Raw genomic sequence first — 21,250 nt, forward strand, 5'->3', positions numbered from 1 at the left:
CTCGCACTTCGGCATGAGCGAGCGCAAGGGCTTCACCGACGACATGATCCCGCACCTGGCCAAGTGGACCTTGCGCCCGCTGGCCGACTACCGCGCCGAGCTGGCCACCCGCCGCCATGCCGCCGACCTGATCGAAGCCGCGACCTGGATGGCCGCCCAGCTCGACACCAGCGACGACGAGCTGGAAGAGTTCGGTGCCGAAGCCGAAGCCGTGATCCGCACCGCCTTGCTGATCGAAGCCGTGGGCCGCGACGCCCTGCCCGACTGGATCGGCTTCGAGAAAACCATCGGCGTGCTGCGCCGCCAACCCATGCTGGCCAGCGAAGAAGGCATCGTGGTGCCCGATGAGCTGCCCGCCCACCTGCACGGTGCGGTTGAAACGGTGCGCCAATCCCTGCTGGCTGACATGCCCCGCATCCTGGATGCGAACCTCTCGCCGCGCAAGCTCTTCATGCAGACCACGGCCTTCATGGGCCGCTACTTCTGGATCGAAGACGCGCTGGCCGAGATCGACCACCACGAGCGCAGTGCCTCCAACGAATGGCGCAAGGCCACACAAGGCCAGACCGACGAAGACGCGCTGCTGACCGTGTTCCTGCACATCGCCGCAGGCAGTGCGGCCAAGATCAGCATGACCGACAAGAGCGCCGCCACGCTGATCCGCAAGATCCGCAAGTCAGGCCTGCATCCGGAGCGCGCCCAGGCCTTCATCCAGGCCCATGCGCCGGCCGCCTTGCGCGAAGGCTATCTCGCACTGTGGCGCCTGTTCCTGCAGGAGGCACAGCCCCTGCTGCTCAGCGATGCCGTGACCTCGCACAACGACGCCCTGGCCCTGCTGCGGCGCGAATGCGTGGTGCAGGCCTCAAGCTGAAGGCGATGAACTGACCGGCAGCCCCAGTTGCTGCCAGGTCAGCATGCCGCCGCGCATATTGGCCACACGCGTGAAGCCACCCTGGCGCAGGATGACGGTGGCCTGCCCAGAGCGCATGCCGGCGTGGCACACGGTGACCACGGGCTTGCCCTGCGGGATCTGAGCCAGCGCGGCCTTCAGCTCGCTCAAAGGCAGGATGCGTGCCCCCTGGATGCGGCCCAGGCGCTCGTCCACCTCTTGCGGCTGGCGTACATCCAGCACCAGCACCTCGTCCAGGTGCTCGGACACCCACTCCGGCTCGATCTCCAGCAAGCCCGCATACGTTTGCCGCACGGGGCCCCAGTCCGCCAGTTGCGGCACCTTGCCATCGGCCGGCTGCCCCGAGCGCAGATTGGCCGGCAGCGCCACCGCCAGCTGCTTGGGATGCGGCAGATGCAGGTTCTGCATGAAGCCGACGAAATCGCGCTCGTCCGCCTGCCCGCCGATGCGAGGGTTGTGCGCGCGCTCTTCGGCCACCGATGACATCGTCCGGCCCGCGTAGTCGTGCCCCGGGAAGATCAGGCAATCTTCGGGCAGGCTGAACAACTGCTGCGTGATCGAGCGGAACAAGGTGCCCGCGTGCCCTTGCTGGAAGTCACAACGGCCTGCGCCACGGATCAGCAGGCTGTCACCCGTGAAGGCCATTTGCTGATCATCCAGCACATACGAGATGCAGCCATCGGTGTGCCCCGGCGTGGCCCGCACCGCCAGGTGGCGCTCGCCGAACACGACCTTGTCGCCATGGTCGAGCAGCCAATCGGCGCCTTGCAGCGCCTCGCCATAGCGCCTCGAAATGCCAATGCGGCATGCGGTAGCCTGCTGCATCAACCAGGCGCCGGTCACGTGATCGGCGTGGCAATGCGTGTCCAGCGCCGCCAGCAGCGTGAGCCCCAGCTCTTCGATCAAGGCGCGATCACGCAGGTGCTGCTCGAACACCGTGTCGATGATCACGGCCTGCCGCGTGGCGGGACAGCCCAGGAGATAGGTATAGGTTGACGAAGCGGCATCAAACAGTTGCCGGAAGATCAGCTTGCCGAACATGGTTGCCTCCAAGGATCACATCAACGAATGTAGTGCACCTCGATCGTGGCGTGCACGATCTCTTCATGCACCTTCAGGGCCTCGCGGATCAAGGCGGGCGTCAGGGCCTCATCACGCGTGACCACGGTCAAGGCGCATGAGTACACGGCCTTACCCACGCGCCACACGTGCAGATCGGTCAGATGGCTATCCTCATGGGCATCCAGCTCGGCGATCACCTCGCGAATCTCTTCGACCACCGGGTGATCCATCTCGCGGTCCAGCAGTACCTTGCCCGTCTCGATCACCAGGCCCTTGGCCCACACGGCCACCAGCACGGCACCGACCAGGCCCATCACCGGGTCCAGCCAGGACCAGCCGTACATCCAGCCGCCGATCAGCGCCAGGATGGCCAGCACGGACGTGGCGGCATCGGCCAGCACGTGCACATAGGCCGACTTCAGGTTCAGGTCGTGCTGATGGCCATGATCATCATGATGATGGCCGTGTTGGTCGTGGTGATGCCCATGCCCCGCATGGTCGTGGTCATGCACCCCACCCAGGATGAAGGCACAGATCAGGTTCACACTCAGCCCCAGCGCGGCCACGATCAAGGCCTCGCGGTAGTGAATAGGCTCAGGCGTCAGCAGCCGCTCGACCGAGCCGAAGATCATCAGGCCTGCCACGCCCACCAGGAACACGGCGCTGGCAAAGCCTGCCAGCACCTCGACCTTCCAGGTGCCAAAGGCAAAGCGCGGGTCCTTCGCATAACGGCGTGCAGCCGCATAGGCAAAGGCGCTCAGGCCGATGGCCACGGCGTGCGAGCTCATGTGCCAGCCATCGGCCAGCAAGGCCATCGAGTTGAACCACCAACCCGCCGTGATCTCGATGACCATGGTGGCCAGCGTGATCCACATCACCAGCCTCGTGCGGGTCTCGGCCTGCTGGCTGCCCTCATCGAAGACGTGATCGTGGATCCATTCAGACAATTCCGTGTCTCTCATACCTGGGCCTTTGTGTGTGCCGATCAGCATCGATCAGGCGAACAACTTGTCGATCTGGAGCAGCGTGAGCACGCCCATCACGGCAAAGATCGCAGCGGCAATGCCGTGCACCAGCTTCATCGGGATTTTCTCGGCAAACCGGTTGCCGACAAAAACAGCAGGCACATCGGCAATCAGCATACCCAGGGTCGTGCCTGCCACCACCATGACAGGTGAAACATAGTGCGCGGCCAGGGCCACCGTGGCCAGCTGCGTCTTGTCGCCCATCTCGGCGAGGAAGAAGGTCACCAGCGTGGCGCCGAACACGCCCAGCTTGTGTGCCACCTTGGTCTCTTCCTCTTCGATTTCGTCGGGGATCAGGGTCCAGATGGCCATGCCGATGAAGCTCAGGCCCAGCACCCAGCGCATGGCTTGCGGCGACACCACCGAGGTGATCCAGGTGCCCAGGGCGCCCGCAAGGCCATGGTTGACCAGGGTGGCGGCCAGGATGCCCAGGATGATGGGCACGGGGCGCTTGAAACGCGCGGCCAGGATGAAGGCGAGCAACTGGGTCTTGTCGCCAATTTCTGCCAGGGCGACCACGCCGGTCGATACGAGTAGGGATTCCATCTGGAGGTCCTTGGCTGGTGTGTACGCATGACCACGAGCCGCCCACCAGCCGTGAAGCAGCACATGGTCAGACGTCTTGCCAAGAAAAAGCCGGGGCTGTTGAGCAGCCCAGGGCCGTAACCGCCAGCGCCATGGCTCTGTGGAGCCAAATATGTTGACGCGGGCCGCCTCGTGACGAGGCGCAGCTACTCCCGAATGACAGGCGAGAGTGTACCAAAGCCGCCACGGCGCCCCACAAAGCGCTGCAGGGTGCGGCCTGAAACACAGCGAAAACGCGCAGCACACGCAATCGCGCAGCGACATCCGCCATGGCCCCTCTCGATGGTGAAAACCCACCTTGGGGGGATGCGAGCAGGCGGCCAGACGCATTCAATGGCGACCTGTCAGCACGGACCGGCGCCCTGGCAACAAGCCACACCGCCCCACACGCTGCCCCGTGCAACCCGATTTTTCTTTCCCTGGAGATTCAAATGAAAGTTTCAACCCGCCAACGCATCCGCTACGGCGCCTTCACCCTGGCCAGCTTTGCGGCCGGCTTCGCCGCGACCTTCGTGCCACTGCACGCGATGGCAGCCAGCGGTACGCCCGTCATCGGTACCACCTCGACCACCACCACGCCCACCACCAACACGACGCCCGTCACCACGGTCAACACCTCGTCCATCGTGTTCGGCTCCAGTGCCAACTTCCCCAAGGTCGAGATCCTCAGCTATGAGGAAAAGATCGGCGTGGTGCCCTACACGCAGATTCACTATGCCGGCGCCGACGTGACCCTGAAGCTAACCAACACCAGCAAGACGGTCTCGGATCCGGCCTGGCTGTCGGTGAAGGATGGCAACCAGTTGATGAAGCAGAACACCTACGGCGTGAGCATCCCCACGCTGCAACCCGGCGCGTCGACCACCGTCAGCGTGCACCTGGATGCCATCCTGCCCGCCGCGCAATCGCAACTGCCTGAAGACCAGCAGTACAGCCAGTGGAACGCGCAATACCGCAATGTGTGCGGCCCGCAGTTCAGCAGCGTGCTGGATTGGCGCGGCCCTCAGGCCCAGACCCCGATGGATCCTCATCGAGAATCGCTGCTGGTCAAGGAAGGCTGGAGCGACTATGCCAAGGTACCGCCCAGCGTGCCCATCTGCTCGGGCAACCAGTGCGTGAAGGTGTGTGACATCGAAAAGAAGATCCGTGCGCAACTGGACGGCAAGGTCACCGGCTACAGCTTCTTCGTGGGCCAGTACCCCAAGTTCGGCAGTTATGGTGACGCCCGCACCTCGGCCGATGCGCCCGAAACCGACTTCAAGTCCAACACCAAGATCACCGTGGCCAGCGTCAGCAAGCTGGTGACCACCATCGCTGCAGTGCGCCTGCTCGATCAGAAGGGCATCAGCCTGGACACCGCCATTGGCGCCTACCTGCCTTCCGACTGGAACGTTCAAAGCAACTACGTCAAGAACATCACCTTCGCCCAACTGCTGGGCCAACGCAGCGGCATCAAGGACTACGGTAATGTCTCGATGGACTACGCCAAGCTCAAGTCCTTCTTCTCTCAAGCGGTCAACACGAACGCCAACACCATGTGCCAGGGCTCCGGTGTGGTCAACCCGGCCAACCCGATCAACGTGAACAACCAGGGCTGGTGCTACAGCAACTACAACTTCGCCATCATGCGTGTGCTGCTGCCCAAGGTGGCCGGCTTTGCCGAAGATGCCAACCAGGCCACACGCCCGCAAACCCTGGCCAACCAATACACGCAGCTGGTTCAGCAGAACGTGTTCAACCTGGTCGGCCAAAATGGCGTGAGCTGCAAGCCCCCGGTCAACAGCACGAACTTCGCCTACGCCTACAAGGGCCCATCCGACAACTCGGGCGGCACCAACTGGGGTGATGTCTCCTTGATCTGTGGCGCAGCCGGCTGGTACCTGTCCGTTGAAGACATGGCCAAGGTGATGCTGAGCCTCAACGCCAAGGACGGCAAGATCCTGGCAGCCTCCAATGGCAAGGACCTGTTCGAGACCATGCGCCAGCGCGGCCTGGGTTGGGACGTGGACACCAACACCGAGCTGGAGAAGAACGGCGGCTGGGGCGCAGCCTGCGATGCCAACGGCGTGTGCGACAACATCACCACATCGGTGGCCATGTTTGGCCCGGTGACCGGCCCCCGCGTGCTGGGCGTGCTGTTCATCAATTCCAACATCACCGGCGGTGGCGGCGCCAAGGGCGTGCTGGAGAGTGCCTACAACAACTCGCTCTACATCAAGCCTTGATCACTTGCCACCAGCGGCACCCAGGTCGGGTGACCTTCGCTCTAAGGCAGGACCTCCTCCTGCTGGATGGGCAATGTCATGCGAAACGTCGTACCTTCACCGACCTGGCTTTTCACGTCGATTCGGCCCTGGTGCTTCTTCATGATGCTGTAGGCCAGAGACAGCCCGAGCCCTGTTCCCTGGCCCACAGGCTTGGTCGTGAAAAAAGGATCAAAGATTCGGCCCACGACCTCGGGCGCCATGCCGCAACCGTTGTCCGCAATTTCGACGAAAACGGACTCGCCATCCAGCTGACCAGTCCTGATGGTGATCACACCCCGTTTTCCCTTGAAAGCATGCGACGCATTGATCAGCATGTTCAGGAACACCTGGTTCAACTGAGACGCCAGACATTGCACCTCCGGGATCAGGCCATAGTCCTTGACCACATCGGCAACATATTTGATCTCGTTGTTGACGATATTGAGCGTGCTGTTGAGGCCCTTGTGCAAATCGGCCCATTGCCACTGCGCCTCATCCACATGAGAGAAGTCCTTCAGGTCCTGAACAATCTGCCGAACCCGGCGGATGCCCTCTGCAGACTCCTCCAGCAATGAAACCGCATCATCCTTCATGAAGTCGAGATCCAGCTTGGCCCTCATGGCTGCAACTTGCTGACGCCCCGCATCCGATACATCCCCCATCAATCCGTCATAGACGGCAGTGGCCTCCAGGAAACTGTTGACGTAGTTCCGCAAGGTCGTCAGATTCGAAGAAACAAAGCCAATGGGATTGTTGATTTCGTGCGCCACGCCTGCCGCCAGTTGTCCAATGGAGGCCAGCTTCTCTGACTGAAGAAGCTGGTTGTGCGCTTCCTCCAGCTTCTTGATCAATGCGAGTTGCTCATTCTTCTCGGCAATCAGTGCATCCTGAACAAGTTGCTTTTGAGCCAACTCGTGACGAAGCTCGGCGTTGCGCTGCGTCAGCTCCTGAGACATCAGATCCAGGGTACGCTCGATAGCCGTTCGATCCTCGTCGAAGTCCTTGTATGCCTGATCAACCAAGGCAAACAGAGCTTCACAGGATGGCGGCATCAGGCTCGGATCGGGCCAGCAACGACGCAGCTGACGTGCAAGTAGCTTGTGATGGTTCACGATTCCGCCAGCGTGGTGATGGTCATGGTCTGGTTGTGCAACTCACATCTTGTCAACTCTCCATTGGGGCAGATCTCACCATATGAGTAAAAGCCAGCGATAACCGTACCGCGCCCCATGGCATCTCTCACTGCGTCAACTTCCTCTTCCACTCGCTGTTTGAGAACCAGCTTGCGACCGACACAGCTGATCAAGATCGTCAACTGCGGCTCGTTCTGACCCAAACAGTGACGCCCCTCGACAGCCGCGCCCACCGCACCATCCACCAATCTGTCAATGTTGGCCTTCATCAAATGAGCATGGCTTCCTTGCGGGATATCCCCGGCGAAAGTCATGGACCGCTCCGCCTCGTTGATACTCAGGACCGTACGAACCAGGCTGTGGTCCTCACCCTCTGATTGAATGGCCAAAGGGAACATCAAGGCGCTACCCGGCAAGTCAGATGCATGTGGCCCGAGATAGCGCCTATATAGATCCAGTGCACACTCTCCATCGAGCTCATACAACACGTTGCCAACAGACCTGGTCACCAATCGCTGAGGACCAAAGGGGTCCCAGCCGCCCAAAGAGCCATATCCCACAACGAGTCGCTCGCCATAGAGTCCGACTGCGACAACTTGCTTCTCCTTCAGTTCGCCATTGATCAGCACGCCGGTCTGCTGGAATCTGTCCCCATCGCCAGCCAGCCCGCCAGTCACCGACACGTTGACCGGCAGATGATCTCGAAATGCCTTGGCCAGTGCCGTTCCGTTCACGTTCAATCCATCAGAAAAGACCAGAACATGACGCAACCCCGGCTCATCCAGCGTCCGGGCCAGGTTCATCCCAACATTGAAACTGTCTTCAGCGCACAGCACTTCACCGGTTGCCATTCGCAATGTCGTTTGTTCAAAATGAATGGCGGTCGCCACAATGCTCGCATCATGAACACGCACATCCTCGATCTCTCCTGCAGTGGTGCACCCGACGACCACCGCATCTGGATACCTGACACGAAGGGGGGTCATGACATCCGGCCGCGCCAGCAAGCTGCGAGTACCAAAAGCAAGGATCAATTGCGGCCTATCTGAGCAGGTTGCCGCCACGGTCTCCACCCATCCTGTCGAGACCTGCCACACCATTTGAGCGACGTTCATATCACGACCTCCTCGTCTTTGGTTCGATATCCGAGTCAAGCAAGCCATCCGGCATGATGACCTCGCCATTGGGGCCCCAGTCCACCACCGTGATACCCGGCTCCTGCTCTTCCAGTCTCTTCAACTCCAGGTCGGCAGGACTCATGGCCCCCTGCTGAAGGCGCATGGCATCAGCCAGTGCACGCTCTTGCTGGCCCAGGGTGGACTTATCGAGCCCGGCCTGGATCTGAGTCAACAGTTCCCGCTCGTCCCAAGGTTTGGCCATATAGCGAAATACCTCGACGTCATTGACCGCCTTCTGGATGATGTCAAAGTCATATGAAGCACTGAGGATCATCCTGATCGCATGAGGCTGCACCAACCTGACCTGCTCCAGAAACGCCAGCCCCGTCATCGCAGGCATTCGGAAGTCAGACATCACCACATTGAAGGCCGTATCTCTCACCCTGTCGAGTGCTTCCAGGGGATCGACAAATGCCATGACCTCCAAACTGTTCTGATAGTGCTGGCGAATCAATCGCCTCAACGCGGCAATCACATTGGATTCATCGTCCAGGATCAGCAATCTAGGCATTCGATACTCCCGGTTCAGAAGCCGAGGCAGGCCTGACGGACAACAGCAGGCTTCGATTCAGCTTGCGTTCGAACGCCCGCAAACGGGCAATCATGTCTGCAGTCAGAACAAAGTCCGCAGCCAACAAGACCACACCTTCATCAGACATGAAGTCCTTGGCCAAAACCATGCCGGGCCGCAACTCCCCCATGGTCAGAGACAAGGGACGCGTCGACTCCACCACAGGTCTCTTGAAAAGCCCAAGGAAGGCCGACACAACGATGGGATCGAACTGCGCATGGCTCTTCTCGATCAAAACGCGCGCCTCAGAGGGGCTGAGCCCCGTGGACCCCAAGTGCCCTGACTGCAGATCGTCATAGGTCTCCGCAACCGCCAGGATACGGGCACCGAGAGGAATGGCCTCACCCGTCAGCCTGTCAGGGAAGCCTTGTCCGTCATAGCGCTCGTGATGTGAGCGAATCAGCATGGAAACCCCTTGCAGGTCGTCCAGGGACATCAACGTTTGCTCCCCGCGCAACGGATGCATCCGATATTGCTTGAGCTCATCATCTGCCATCTTGGGAACCGGCTTGACCAGCACGACATCGGGCAGACTGACCTGGCCAACATCGTGCAGCAAACCCGCGATGAACACGTCGCCAACGGTTTGCTCATCCAGGTTCATGGCCATGGCGATACGCCGCGACACATCCGCCACTTTCCGCGCGTGCCCGACCAGATGTGGCCCACGTTGCTCAATCAGGCTGGAAAACGCCTTGATGGTGGCCATGTATCCCTTTTTGAGACGATCATTGGCCTGCCCCAATTCAGCTGTCCGTTGCTCGACTTTGAATTCGAGGTTGGCATTGAGGTCCTTGAGCTCCTCGTTCTGCCGCTGCGTCAACAACTCCAGGCGCTGCTTGTCGCGCTCGAGCTGCTTGCGCTCAAAGGACTCCTTGACGATCAGGAGAACCTCGTCATCGTTCCAAGGCTTGTTCATATAACGATGAATCTGCCCCCGGTTGATCGCGGCGATGGTCGATGCCACATCGGCATAACCCGTCAGCAACAAGCGGGTGATCGATGGCCAGCGATCCTTGATTTGCTCAAGTAGCTGGGCCCCGTCCATGTGGGGCATCCTCATGTCGGAGATCACCAGGTCAACCGACTGCTCGGCCAACAAGGCCAAGGCTTGATCGCCTCCCTCAGCGGTCAAGACCTTGTAGCCTGATGCACGAAACAAACGCCGCAATGAAGACAGGATGTTGGGCTCATCATCAACACACAGCAACGTCCACTTGCCAGACTCATCGAGGGTTTGCAATGCAGGCGCTTCCATATATCGACACCCCTATGTCAGGAGACTTGTGCAAATCTCGTTCAATTGAGTCGGCAGGCGCTCAAAGATCTGCATGTACTGGTCGTCCTTCAAATCAAGAACAAACCATGCCATCGAGTCCATGGGCGAAACGATCTCTCTCGGATCACCCACAAGATCCAGTGCATGCACGAGGTTGTCTGACACACTCAGGACCGCGGCCAGGCTGACGCCGCGATCTACATCCGGTGAGTGGTGTGCCGCCACCGCACGAACGATCTCTGGAGGGAACTTCCAATGTTCTGCAAGACATGCGCCCAACCGGGCATGGTCCAACCCCAGAGCCTGGCTTTCGGCGTCTTGCAGAGAGCAATCATGCTCGTCCCGATATGCTTGGGCCAGGGCAAAGGAATGCGGGCTGGCCAGAGCCAAAGCCATTCTGCCGACATCGTGCAACAAGCCCGATACAAAGGCGAGTTCCTGTGACTGCCCGACCTCGCGCGCGATGAGTTCGGCGCAAAGTGCAGTTGCCAGGCTGTGCCGCCAGAATGAATGGAAATCCAGAACCGAATCTGCCGGTTGCTTGATGGCGCCTACGACCGCCGACGCGACAACAATGGAGCGAATCGATCGGAGTCCGAGAATGGCAACGGCCTCCTGAGCAGATACGACTCTCCTTGATACCCCAAAAAACGGCGAGTTGGCCAACCGGAGCACCTTGGCCATCAAGCCCTGATCGCAACTCAACTTGCGTGCCAGATCCTCTGCACTCAAGGACTCTCGACCCAAGCTTCCCAATATCTCACTGACGACAGCGGGCATCGCGGGCAAATCCTTGATGCCCGCGATGACTTGCTCAGTCGTGACGGCACTCATTTCTTGGCTCTTGCCACATAACGGATCAACAAATCCTTGAGCGGATGCACCCTGGATTCGCGCGCACATGCCCGAAACAGATACTCGATCCGCTCGGTCTCTCTGGTCTGCCCACTCATCAAACCATGCTGGATTGGCGAGGACTGTTGAGTCGCCTGACCACCGACCTTGTTCATGTCATGACGCATGGCAGTCGCCCCCCTCGCACTCCTGTTGGCCAGGCAACAGAACCAGCAGATGACCGCAGGCGCCACCCGCAGCTGGCAGTCGCCTTGCACTCGCCAGAAAGGTTCGGCCTCGCACCTCCAACCGCAGGCCATCCGAATCGACCTGTTCGAGCAGGGCCCACAGCGAATCGGGCAGCACCCCGGCGCCATGCTCCCCCAGGACCAGGCCAACGTTGAGGCCCAACGCCTGCTCGGCATCCGCGTTGACGAAGGCGACCATGCCATCCGCATCCAGTCCGATCATGGGGCAGGGAATGCTTTCCAGAACCTCATGCGAGACCAGCAATTGGGCCTCATCTCGCTCTATTTTTGCGTCCTGTTCCTGAACCAGCGAGGACAACCTGGCATTGGCCTTCTCCAACTCCGCGTTCATGTCTTTGACACGCTGAGAAAGTCGCCGGTTGTCGTCTTGCATTTCCTTCTGGCGAAAGGCCTCATCTATCTGAGCCTTGAGCAGTTCATCATCCCAGGGCTTGGTCAGGAACTTGTATATGGAGCCTTCGTTAATCGCGTCGGTGATGGATTGCAACTCCGTATAGCCCGACAAGACAATGCGCATCGTGTCCGGGTACAGCGCCTTCGCTTGCCGAAGAAAATCGACGCCCGTCATGCCCGGCATCCGTTGGTCCGAGATGATGACGTCGACCGCTGCCTCTTGCATGCGATCCAGCCCTTCTTTGCCGCTGTTGGCGGTCAGTATGTTGTACCCCTGCCGTCGGAGCAAGCGCTTGAGAGAAGCCAGGATATTGGCTTCATCATCCACGAGCAGCAAAGTGCGACAAGGTCCTTCAGGGGTGACTGGACATTGCAACTTCGCACTGTGAAGGAGCTCGGTCAGTTCAAAGTCACGCATGGGAGACGCGACACATGGCCCCATGGCATAAGGAACCTTCTCCCTTGCGAGGATCCTGAGCGTCTGCTCATCCTGCGCGTGCTTGACCACCACGCGCATGCACAGCGCCTGCGCCGTGCTCATCAACGCTTGTGCCACACACGCACGACCACCGGATACGCCGATGCCCCCGATCAGTTCCGATGAAATGCGGACCATGTCTACTGGCAATGTAGCCAGAAGCGAAGGATTCCAAAAGCCTCGACCAAAGTCATCCAATACCACCTCCAACCCCATGGCCTTGAATTGCCGCAATGCCTGATGCATCTGGTCCATGTGCTCATGCCAGGCCATGTCAGACAGTGCGATGCCCATCAACCGTGTATCAACGCAGGAATCGGCCAGCATGCGCTCAACCCGGCGCACCATGCCAGGCTGTTGAGAAAGCACAAGCGGCAGCGCAACATAGACACGACGGATGGCGCAACCCATGCGTGACCAACTCATGGCCTGGATGCAGGCCCGCTCCAGCGTCCAGGCGAAATCACTCCATGCCTCTTCGATGGGGAGGAGCGAACGCATGTCAGGATCGTGCCGAACTGCAGGCGCCGTTGCATCGCTCAAGCACAAATGCGCCTGTACATGGTCCACCCCGCCACCGGAGAGTTGAACCACGGGCTCGTATTGCATCTGTCGCCTATCGAGCACAACAGGACTCCTGAAAAATACCGCAACGCATCAGCATTGCGTTGACACCAACGCCCGACTCACGCAATAAAAGCCGGAGAACCTCGCGCGTCAATGCCTGATTGGCAAGCGGACTTCAAACGTGGAACCATGTCCTTCAGAACTCGACACAGTCAGAAGCCCATCATGCTTCTTGACGATGGAATAGGCCAGAGACAAACCCAGACCAATGCCTTTGCCAATCGGCTTGGTCGTAAAAAATGGCTCAAAGATCCGTGTCATGTTTTCAGACGGGATACCGCATCCGCTGTCGCTGACGCTGATCCACACCTGCTGCCTCGATGAATCCACGCCCGTGCTGATCGTCATCGTTCCCTTTCCGGCGATGGCCTGCACCCCATTTATCATCAGACAGAGGAATACCTGATTCAATTGCGCCAACAGACACTGCACATGAGGTATGTCGCCGTAGTCGGTCTGAATATCAATGCGATCTTTGAACTCCGTCAAGCCCAGGTTGATTGCGCTCTGCAGATGAGCATTGATATCGGCGAACTCCCATTGGTCTGCAGCGTCAATTCGAGAAAAATCGCGTAGATCTTGCACGATCCGACGAACCCGTTCCAGACCTTCTGAGGTTTCCTTCACCAGAATGGGGACATCCTCCATCAGATATTGAAGCTCCTCATCCGACGTCATCGTCGAGGGCTGGGCCAGCACCCGTCCAATGAGGGCCTCTACATAGCCGTTGAGACTACGCAAGTTCGATGAGACAAATCCCAACGGGTTGTTGATCTCGTGTGCGATGCCTGCGGCCAATTGCCCGATCGAAGCCAACTTCTCCTGCTGCAGCAACTGAGCTTGCGTATTGGCCAGCTGGCGATTCATCTCCAACATCTTCTCGTTGAGATCTGACAAATGAGCGATTCGCTGCTTTTGTTCTCGATGCATCCTCAGGTTTTCGATGACCAGGGCCAACATGTTGACCATGATGCCTCCGCGTTGCAGGTCTTTGTCGTCAAACCCTTGTTGAGGCTCGAAGCGATTGACTGCCAACACGCCCATGACATTGCCCTTGAGTTTCAACGGCCAGCACATGGACGACGACGGCACGCGCCTCGTCAAAGGACCGGATGGGCGACTGGTCTTGGATGCATCCAACGTCCCGTTGATCAGCATGGGCTCCCCCTCTTGCGCCACCTTGCCCAACACGCCCTGGCCATAAAGGATATGCCGACCGATAGCCTCCCGGGGCAAATCGGTACCTGCGGCGATCTCCAGTACCTGCTGATCAACCTGGACAAGCGCCAGGGTGCCACTGCCTGCAGAAAACCCATCTGCGATATGCCTGAGCATCAAATTGAGCGCTTCCTCCAGATCGGTCACCGACGCTGCAGTCTGGCTGAGCATGTACAGCTCTTCCAACCATGACAACTTGGTGAGTTTGTCGGTCATCTTTGCGCTTTCATCAGAACCCCGTCGATGCCTTATGGTGCACGGGTAGATAGATCGGTTGCGTTGCGCCTGAGCTTGTACGGGACTCGACATCCATGCTTCTGGATGATCCCTTGAGACAAGGATAGCCCCAAGCCCGCATCCATTCCAACAGGAATGGTCGTGAAGAATGGATCAGATATCCGTCTTGTTACCTCTTCGTCGCCCACCGCATCGCCAGACAGTACCGCATGGTTAACATGGTGCTCATGATTGAAATCCGCCACCTCCGCTCCTTGATGGCCATCGCCGACACCGGAAAGCTGGCTACCGCCGCCGATCGTGTGCACCTCACGCAGTCGGCCTTGTCACATCAGGTGCGGGCCGTGGAGGAACACTACGCCACGCCCTTGTTCGAACGCACCCGCCAGGGCCTGCGCTTCACGCCTGCTGGTGAACGGCTGTTGGCGTTGGCACGCACCGTGCTCAGCGAGGTGAGCGCAGCCGAGCGCGACCTGCAACGCATGAAGGGAGACACCCAGGGTGAACTGCGCATAGCCCTGGAATGCCACACCTGCTTCGATTGGCTGCTGCCGGTGATGCACGCCTTCCGCCTGCGCTGGCCGGAGGTAGAGGTGGATCTGGTGGCGGGCTTCCATGCCGATCCGCTCGCCTTGCTCAAGGAAGGCCGCGCCGATCTGGTCATTGGCTCGCGCCCCAAAGCGCCACGTGCCTGGTCGGTGCGGCCGCTGTTCCGCTTCGAGATCCTGGCCGTGCTGGCCAATGATCACCCGCTGCGCCACAAACGCTTCCTCACCGCCAGGGACATGGCCGACCAGACGCTGATCACCTACCCCGTGCCCGAGCCGCGCATCGACCTGATCCGCGAGGTGCTCAAACCCGCAGGCGTGGAACTGCCACGCCGTACTGCCGAGCTGACAGTCGCCATCGTGCAACTGGTGGCCAGCCGCCGCGGCATCGCCGCCCTGCCGAGCTGGGGTTTGCAAAGCTACCTGGAGCATGACTATGTGAAGGCCGTGCCCATCGGTCCCAAGGGGCTGTGGAGCGAACTGCACGCCATTTGCCCGAAAGCCATCGCCAGCCGCCCGTATATGCAGGACATGGCCGACATCATCGGCCAGGAATGCGCGAGACTGCCTGGCATCGAGTGGCTGGCCTGAAGCCTCTGCGCCAGCCTCACCCCTTCATGCCCCCACATTGCAAAGGCCCCGCCATGCAACTTGAAGCCATCGAGATCGACACCGCACCATCGCCCGCGACCAGCATCATCATCCTGCACGGCCTGGGCGCCGATGGCAGCGACTTCGTGCCCGTCTGCGAGGAGCTGAACCTCTCGGCCATCGGGCCTGTGCGCTTCGTGATGCCCAGTGCCCCCGTGATGCCCGTGAGCATCAATGGTGGCTACGAGATGCGCGCCTGGTACGACATCCTGCCCACCAATGACCCCACGCGTCGTGAAGACGAGGCCAGCCTGCGCCGCTCACACCTCGCCATCAACGCCTTGATCGAGCGCGAGGTGCAACGCGGCGTCGCGCCGGAGCGCATCGTGCTGATGGGCTTTTCACAAGGCTGCGCCATGGCGCTGATGGCCGGCCTGCGTTATCCGCAGGCGCTGGGCGGCATCATCGCCTTGTCGGGCTACCTGCCCTTGCCTCAGTTCACACAGGCAGAGCGCCATGCGGCCAACCAGCACACGCCCATCTTCATGGCACACGGCCAGCACGATGACGTGGTGCTGATGAGCCGAGGTCTGGCTGCGCGCGACCAGCTCCAGCAATGGGCCTACCGCGTCGACTGGCACGACTACCCCATGGCCCACAGCCTGTGCCTGGAAGAGGTGCAGGACATCAACCAGTGGTTGCTGGACCTGTGGTGACCATCCCGTCGAACACGGTCTGAAGCCGAGGGCTTTGCAGCAAGCTGGCCGGCGAAACGGTTTCTCGCTGCCATGGAATGCGACCGAAGTACCAGACCCGCCAGAAACCCAGGTTGACGTCCGGATTGTGCGCGAGCAGCATCGAGAAGTTCTCCACCTCGCCGAGCTGCTGGCCTGTGGCCTGCGCCACCACTTCACGCACGTATTTGGAACAGAACTGTCGGCTGGAACGCAGGTTGAAGCCTGTGTCATACAAGACCCCGGTGCGCTGGCGGGCTGCCTCATACAAGGCCGCTCTCTGGGCATTCGTGAGCGGTGCGTTCAACCGTGCCACCGCCACGCGGTGATCCTCCGAGCGCGCGACAAACCGGGACAGCGTCGTGAAGCGCGAGAGAGGAAAAGTGCTCTCGGCCACCACCGGATCCCCGCCTTCCCGAGCTACCACCACGCCCACATGATTGGTCCATGACTGGGTGGCATCGGCCACCTCCCTGAAGGGCCTGGCGGGCACGCGGATGAAGACGACATCACCCACCTGAACCTGTTGAGACAATTGGGCCACCGGCTGCGGAGGCGGCAGGAAATAGGGCATGAAGGACTCCCGTTGACAAACAGGCGTGCAGCTTGATCTTCGACCTCGCCCTGCGCCAGCGATTTCGCCGAGGTTCCAGTTTGTGCAACATCCAGTATCACCACGCGATACCACCCCGGCTTGCGGCAAGATACACCCCTAAATGAGCAATGAAATTCTGGTGCTGGAGGCGAGTGAGGCGCTCCCGCACGTTCCCCTCGCGCCGGCCCCCTGGCGCATCACAGGCAACGGCTACATCGTGGCCGCGTGGATGCCGCGCGACGTCATCGACAATGCCTTTTTGCCGCCTCTGCTGGCGAGATCTCATCGCGGGCGGCTGGCCCTGATGATGTTTGTCGATTACCACGAAGCGCCTTGCGGCCAGTACCAGGAGCTGCTCTACATCCCCGGGCCCATGCAGTTCAACGAGCACCGGCACCGCTCCATCACGCGCATCTTCGTGTCGAGCTACAACTCGGTGGTCAACGGGCGCCGCAACTGGGGCATCCCCATGGACAAGGCCGATTTCAAGGTGCGCTATGGCAATGACGGCGTGGACCATGTCTGCGTGTCACGCCATGGGCATGTCATCGCCGAGATGTCGTTCAAGGGCCGAGGCCCTTCCATGCACTTCGACGCCACCGTGATCCCCAAATTCCTGCGCACGCTGGCCCAGCAATGGGAGGGCAACGAGTACATCGTCACGCCCGAGGCCGATGGCATCGTGCAACTGGGCTCGATTCGCGCCACCAGCTTTGATCCAGTGCTGTTCCCGGACCTCAATCGCGGCCGGATCCTGGGTGTGGTCAAGGTGCACAGCTTCACCCTGATGTACCCGCAGGCGCATGTGGCGCCCATACGCAAGCGCTGGTAGCGCATCGCCAGGGCGCGTCAGGCCTGCTGGCGAGCCCGCTCCAGCATGAACTCGATGAAGGTGGACGCGGCCCGTGTGTGATGCCGGTTGGGCATGTACAGCATGTACATCTGCGTGCCAAAGATGCTGAGCTTCCAGTCATTGAGCGCGGTCTGCACACGCCCGGCCTGCACCTCGTCGTGCACCACGTAGTCAGGCACCAGGCCCACGCCCAGCCCGGCCAGGATGGCTTCGCGCAGAAAACCGAAGTTCTCCGACATCAGCGTGGGTGACAGCGGCACCTCGTGGCGCTCACCGTGCAGGTAGGCCGACAGGCGCAGCTGCCTGCCCACCACGCCGGAGGTGATCACAGGCAACTGATCCAGATCCTCCAGCTGGTGGGGCATGCCATGGGCCTTGGCGTAGTCCGCAGACGCGCAGGCCACATAGCGCACCGGCCCCATGTCACGTGCCACCAGGTGATCAGGCGGGTCGGACATCACGCGCACGGCGATGTCGACCTCATCGCGCAGCAGGTCAACCACGCGGTTTTCGAACGCCACGTCCATCACGATGCCCGGGTAGGCACGCTTGAAATCGATCAGCCAGGGCAGCATCACCATCTGGCCGTAACCGCTGGGCACACTCAGGCGCACGCGGCCCTGCAGGCTCTGGCCCAGCGTGGCCACCGACTCGCGCGCCGCGTCCAGCTCGTTGCGGATCTTGCGGCCGTGCTCGTACAGCTGCAGGCCGATTTCAGTCGGTTCGATGCGGCGGGTGGTGCGGCGCACCAGTTGCTGCCCCACGCTGCGCTCGAAGGTGCCCAGGTGGTAGCTCACATTGGCGCGGCTCATCTTGAGGCGGCGGGCCGCCTCGCTCAGGTTGCCGGCGTCCAGGATCTCGACAAGCAGGGTCAGTGATTGAAGGTCCATGTCTGAACACGTGATGGCGATGGTTCAGGCGCCCCGACAGGCGCCGCCTTATTTCTTCTTGCTGCGCTCGGGCACCACCGTGACCTTGGTGGGCATGACCACGCCCGCAGAGATGGGCTTGGAGGGTGAAGTGTCCTTCTTCGGCTTTTTCACTTCCTTGCCGTTGCGTTGACCTTTGGGCATGGTGTTGTCCTTTGATTGTTCAAATTGATTTGACAGTCTGTCAATAGATACAGGGATTGTCAAGGCGCACTTGTTTTCGAACAATGTCCGTTCCACGATGGGCCCCGGCCTGCCGTGCAGCCGATCCGAACCGCAGAAAGCGCCCGTCCCATGAGCCAAGCCCCCGCCGTCCACCTGAGCGTGCACAACCATGTCGCCCTGGTCAGCATCGACAACCCGCCCGTCAACGCGCTTGGCGTGGCGGTACGCCGGGGCCTGCAGCAGGCCATCGCGCAGGCCGAGGCGGACGATCGCGTGCACGCCGTGCTGATCGTCGGCCAGGGCAAGGCCTTCATCGCGGGCGCCGATATCCGCGAGTTCGGCCAGCCACCGCAAGCGCCCTCGCTGCCCGATGTGTGCAACGCCATCGAAGCCTGCAGCAAGCCGGTGATCGCGGCCATCCATGGCCCGGCGCTGGGTGGTGGGCTGGAGGTGGCCATGTCGGCCCACTATCGCCTGGCCACTGACAGCGCCAGACTCGGCTTGCCGGAAGTGCAGCTGGGCTTGCTGCCCGGCGCAGGGGGCACCCAGCGTGCGCCCCGCCTGGTGGGCGCACAAGCCGCCCTGGACCTGATGCTCAGCGGCCGCCACATCGGCGCGGCAGAAGCCTTGCGCATGGGCCTGATCGACCACATCGCCACCAGCGACGACGTGCAGGCAGAAGGCCTGGCCTATGTGCGACACGTGCTGGGGGAAGGTGCCCAGGTGCGCCGCACGCGCGACCTGACCGAGGCCCTTGCAGACAAGCGCGCACAAGGCGTGGCCATCGACGCTGCGCGCACCGAGGTACGCAAGAAGCGCGGCCTGTTCTCGCCCGAGAAGATCGTCGATGCCGTGCAGGCCGCATTGGATCTGCCTTTTGACGAAGGCCTGCGTACCGAGCGCGCCTTGTTCGAGCAATGCCTGGCCAGCCCGCAACGCGCCGGCCTGATCCACGCCTTCTTCGCCGAGCGCGAGGTGCTCAAAGCGCCGGAAACCAAATCCGCCAAACCACGCGCCCTGAACAAGGTTGGGGTGATCGGTGGCGGCACCATGGGGGCCGGCATTGCCGTGGCCATGCTGGATACGGGCCTGCACGTGACCATGATCGAGCGCGATGACCAGGCCCTGGCGCAGGGCCGCGCCCGCGTTGAGAAGGTGTATGACGGCCTGATCGCCAAAGGGCGCATCAGCAGCGAAGGCAAGGCCATCGTGATGGCCCGCTTCGTGGGCGCGGTGGACTACGCGGCGCTGGCCGAGGCCGATCTCGTGGTCGAGGCCGTGTTCGAAGACATGGCCGTCAAGCACGCTGTGTTTGCACAGCTCGACAAGGTCTGCAAGCCTGGCGCCGTGCTGGCCACCAACACCTCCTACCTGGACATCAACGAGATCGCCGCCAGCGTGTTCCGCCCGCAGGATGTGATCGGCCTGCACTTCTTCTCGCCAGCCAACATCATGAAGTTGCTGGAGATCGTGGTGCCGGCCAAGGTCAGTGCCGATGTGGTGGCCACCGGCTTCGAGCTGGCCAAGCGACTGAAGAAAGTGCCGGTGCGCGCCGGTGTGTGCGATGGCTTCATCGGCAACCGCATCCTGGCCACCTACCGAACGGCTGCCGACCACTTGATGGAAGACGGCGCCTCACCCTACGAGATCGACCAGATGGCCCGTGCCTTCGGTTACCCCATGGGCCCGTATGAAGTGAGCGACCTGGCCGGTGGCGACATCGGCTGGGCCACGCGCAAACGCCGCGCAGCCACGCGGGATCCACGCGCTCGCTATGTGCACATCGCCGATCAGCTGTGCGAGCGTGGCTGGTTCGGCCAGAAGACCGGCCGCGGCTATTACCTCTACCCCAACGGTGCCCGCACAGGCACACCCGATCCCGAGGTGCTCGCCATCGTTGAAGAGGAACGCGCCAAAGCCGGGGTCAAGCCAAGGACATTCACGCCTGATGAGTTGCAGCGCCGCTATCTGGCGGCCATGATCAACGAAGGCGCCAAGGTCGTGGAAGAAGGCATCGCGCTGCGCCCGCTGGATGTGGATGTGACCCTGGTGCATGGCTACGGCTTCCCGCGTTATCGCGGCGGCCCCATGAAGTACGCCGACATGGTCGGCCTGCCCGCGATCCTGGCCGACATCCGCGAATTCGCCAAGGAAGACCCGCTGTTCTGGCAGCCCGCCACCTTGCTGATCCAGCTGGTGGCAGAAGGCCGCGATTTCGACAGCCTGAACAAAGGAGACAACAACCATGCGTGAAGCCGTCATCGTATCCACCGCCCGCACCCCGCTGACCAAATCACACCGGGGCGAGCTCAACATCACGCCCGGGCCAACGCTGGCTTCGTTCGCTGTCAAGGCGGCCGTTGAACGTGCGGGCATCGACCCTGCCCTGATCGAAGACGCGATCCTGGGCTGTGGCTATCCGGAGGGCACCACGGGCCGCAACATCGCGCGCCAGGCCATCATCCGCAGCGGCCTGCCCATCAGCATCGCCGGCACCACGGTCAACCGCTTCTGCGCATCGGGCCTGCAAGCCATCGCCATGGCCGCCAGCCGCATCATCGTCGATGGTGCGCCCGCCATGATCGCGGGCGGTGTGGAGAGCATCTCGGGCATCAAGACCCGTGAAGACGGTGACTCGGGTATGGACCCCTGGATCGTCGAGCGCAAGCCGGCCTTGTACATGGCCATGATCGAAACCGCCGACATCGTGGCCCGGCGCTACCAGATCAGCCGCGAGGCGCAAGACCGCTTCTCGGTCGAGAGCCAGCGCAAGACGGCCGAGGCGCAAGC

At 61.2% G+C, this 21,250-nt stretch carries 20 protein-coding genes, 1 pseudogene and 1 riboswitch; of the genes and pseudogenes, 7 read left to right on the top strand and 14 right to left on the bottom strand.

Going from position 1 to position 21,250, the window contains the following annotated elements:
• A partial coding sequence (locus tag VFW93_RS01380; RefSeq protein ID WP_329692202.1) for a hypothetical protein occupies positions 1–871 on the top strand: 871 nt, incomplete at its 5' end.
• Here the strand turns inward: VFW93_RS01380 and VFW93_RS01385 are convergent.
• Genes VFW93_RS01385 through VFW93_RS01395 form a run of 3 tightly spaced genes read right to left on the bottom strand, consistent with a single transcriptional unit; the run spans position 863 to position 3,543 of the window.
• Positions 863–1,939: an MBL fold metallo-hydrolase gene (locus tag VFW93_RS01385; RefSeq protein WP_329692220.1), complete on the bottom strand. Its 1,077-nt coding sequence runs from the start codon at positions 1,937–1,939 to the stop codon at positions 863–865. The two genes, VFW93_RS01380 and VFW93_RS01385, sit on opposite strands and share 9 nt — an antisense overlap.
• Positions 1,940–1,971: 32 nt before the next feature.
• On the bottom strand, positions 1,972–2,934 hold the full coding sequence (dmeF, locus tag VFW93_RS01390) for a CDF family Co(II)/Ni(II) efflux transporter DmeF (protein WP_329692203.1): 963 nt from the start codon (positions 2,932–2,934) through the stop codon (positions 1,972–1,974).
• A gap of 33 nt (positions 2,935–2,967) precedes the next feature.
• Positions 2,968–3,543, bottom strand: coding sequence for a TMEM165/GDT1 family protein (locus VFW93_RS01395; protein ID WP_329692204.1), 576 nt, complete (start codon positions 3,541–3,543; stop codon positions 2,968–2,970).
• Between the two features lie 3 nt (positions 3,544–3,546).
• Positions 3,547–3,749, bottom strand: a riboswitch (yybP-ykoY riboswitch).
• A 264-nt stretch (positions 3,750–4,013) separates the two neighbouring features.
• On the opposite strand from VFW93_RS01395, the gene VFW93_RS01400 reads away from it, so the two are divergent.
• Positions 4,014–5,807, top strand: coding sequence for a serine hydrolase domain-containing protein (locus VFW93_RS01400; RefSeq protein WP_329692205.1), 1,794 nt, complete (start codon positions 4,014–4,016; stop codon positions 5,805–5,807).
• 41 nt (positions 5,808–5,848) lie between these two features.
• Here the strand turns inward: VFW93_RS01400 and VFW93_RS01405 are convergent, their stop codons facing one another.
• The 8 genes from VFW93_RS01405 to VFW93_RS01440 form a co-directional block, all read right to left on the bottom strand.
• On the bottom strand, positions 5,849–6,850 hold the full coding sequence (locus VFW93_RS01405) for an ATP-binding protein (protein WP_329692206.1): 1,002 nt from the start codon (positions 6,848–6,850) through the stop codon (positions 5,849–5,851).
• An 86-nt stretch (positions 6,851–6,936) separates the two neighbouring features.
• Positions 6,937–8,076 carry an FIST signal transduction protein gene (locus VFW93_RS01410; protein WP_329692207.1) on the bottom strand — a complete coding sequence of 380 codons (1,140 nt, stop codon included), beginning with the start codon at positions 8,074–8,076 and terminating at the stop codon, positions 6,937–6,939.
• Position 8,077: 1 nt separating this feature from the next.
• Entirely contained in the window at positions 8,078–8,641 is a 564-nt protein-coding gene (locus VFW93_RS01415) for a response regulator (RefSeq protein WP_329692208.1), read from the bottom strand.
• Between the two features lies 1 nt (position 8,642).
• On the bottom strand, positions 8,643–9,968 hold the full coding sequence (locus VFW93_RS01420) for an HD domain-containing phosphohydrolase (RefSeq protein ID WP_329692209.1): 1,326 nt from the start codon (positions 9,966–9,968) through the stop codon (positions 8,643–8,645).
• Between the two features lie 12 nt (positions 9,969–9,980).
• Positions 9,981–10,823 (bottom strand): HDOD domain-containing protein, encoded by an 843-nt coding sequence (locus VFW93_RS01425; RefSeq protein ID WP_329692210.1) that lies wholly within the window; start codon positions 10,821–10,823, stop codon positions 9,981–9,983.
• On the bottom strand, positions 10,820–10,999 hold the full coding sequence (locus tag VFW93_RS01430) for a hypothetical protein (protein ID WP_329692211.1): 180 nt from the start codon (positions 10,997–10,999) through the stop codon (positions 10,820–10,822). The genes VFW93_RS01425 and VFW93_RS01430 overlap by 4 nt, the downstream gene beginning before the upstream one ends.
• 1 nt (position 11,000) lies before the next feature.
• Positions 11,001–12,572, bottom strand: a complete 1,572-nt coding sequence (locus VFW93_RS01435) for an EAL domain-containing protein (RefSeq protein WP_329692212.1) — start codon at positions 12,570–12,572, stop codon at positions 11,001–11,003.
• A gap of 108 nt (positions 12,573–12,680) precedes the next feature.
• Positions 12,681–14,024 carry an ATP-binding protein gene (locus VFW93_RS01440; RefSeq protein ID WP_329692213.1) on the bottom strand — a complete coding sequence of 448 codons (1,344 nt, stop codon included), beginning with the start codon at positions 14,022–14,024 and terminating at the stop codon, positions 12,681–12,683.
• Positions 14,025–14,272: 248 nt separating this feature from the next.
• Here VFW93_RS01440 and VFW93_RS01445 point away from each other — a divergent pair, with 248 nt between their 5' ends.
• Complete coding sequence (locus VFW93_RS01445) at positions 14,273–15,184, top strand: LysR family transcriptional regulator (protein WP_329692221.1); 912 nt, start codon at positions 14,273–14,275, stop codon at positions 15,182–15,184.
• 53 nt (positions 15,185–15,237) lie between these two features.
• Positions 15,238–15,900 carry an alpha/beta hydrolase gene (locus tag VFW93_RS01450; RefSeq protein WP_329692214.1) on the top strand — a complete coding sequence of 221 codons (663 nt, stop codon included), beginning with the start codon at positions 15,238–15,240 and terminating at the stop codon, positions 15,898–15,900.
• On the opposite strand, the gene VFW93_RS01455 is transcribed toward VFW93_RS01450, so the two are convergent.
• Positions 15,872–16,492 (bottom strand): YebB family permuted papain-like enzyme, encoded by a 621-nt coding sequence (locus VFW93_RS01455; RefSeq protein WP_329692215.1) that lies wholly within the window; start codon positions 16,490–16,492, stop codon positions 15,872–15,874. The two genes, VFW93_RS01450 and VFW93_RS01455, sit on opposite strands and share 29 nt — an antisense overlap.
• Positions 16,493–16,634: 142 nt before the next feature.
• Between VFW93_RS01455 and VFW93_RS01460 the strand changes: the two genes are divergently transcribed.
• On the top strand, positions 16,635–17,345 hold the full coding sequence (locus VFW93_RS01460; protein WP_329692216.1) for a hypothetical protein: 711 nt from the start codon (positions 16,635–16,637) through the stop codon (positions 17,343–17,345).
• Positions 17,346–17,362: 17 nt separating this feature from the next.
• Here VFW93_RS01460 and VFW93_RS01465 read toward each other — a convergent pair whose 3' ends face one another.
• Positions 17,363–18,256, bottom strand: coding sequence for a LysR family transcriptional regulator (locus VFW93_RS01465; protein WP_329692217.1), 894 nt, complete (start codon positions 18,254–18,256; stop codon positions 17,363–17,365).
• A 48-nt stretch (positions 18,257–18,304) separates the two neighbouring features.
• Positions 18,305–18,439: a hypothetical protein gene (locus VFW93_RS01470; RefSeq protein ID WP_329692218.1), complete on the bottom strand. Its 135-nt coding sequence runs from the start codon at positions 18,437–18,439 to the stop codon at positions 18,305–18,307.
• Positions 18,440–18,589: 150 nt separating this feature from the next.
• On the opposite strand from VFW93_RS01470, the gene VFW93_RS01475 reads away from it, so the two are divergent.
• Positions 18,590–20,713: a 3-hydroxyacyl-CoA dehydrogenase NAD-binding domain-containing protein gene (locus VFW93_RS01475; protein WP_329692219.1), complete on the top strand. Its 2,124-nt coding sequence runs from the start codon at positions 18,590–18,592 to the stop codon at positions 20,711–20,713.
• A pseudogene (locus tag VFW93_RS01480) lies at positions 20,706–21,250 on the top strand (acetyl-CoA C-acyltransferase); the annotation flags it as partial. The gene VFW93_RS01475 and the pseudogene VFW93_RS01480, both read left to right, overlap by 8 nt.

This window comes from Aquabacterium sp., assembly GCF_036279675.1.
GTDB lineage: Bacteria > Pseudomonadota > Gammaproteobacteria > Burkholderiales > Burkholderiaceae_C > Aquabacterium.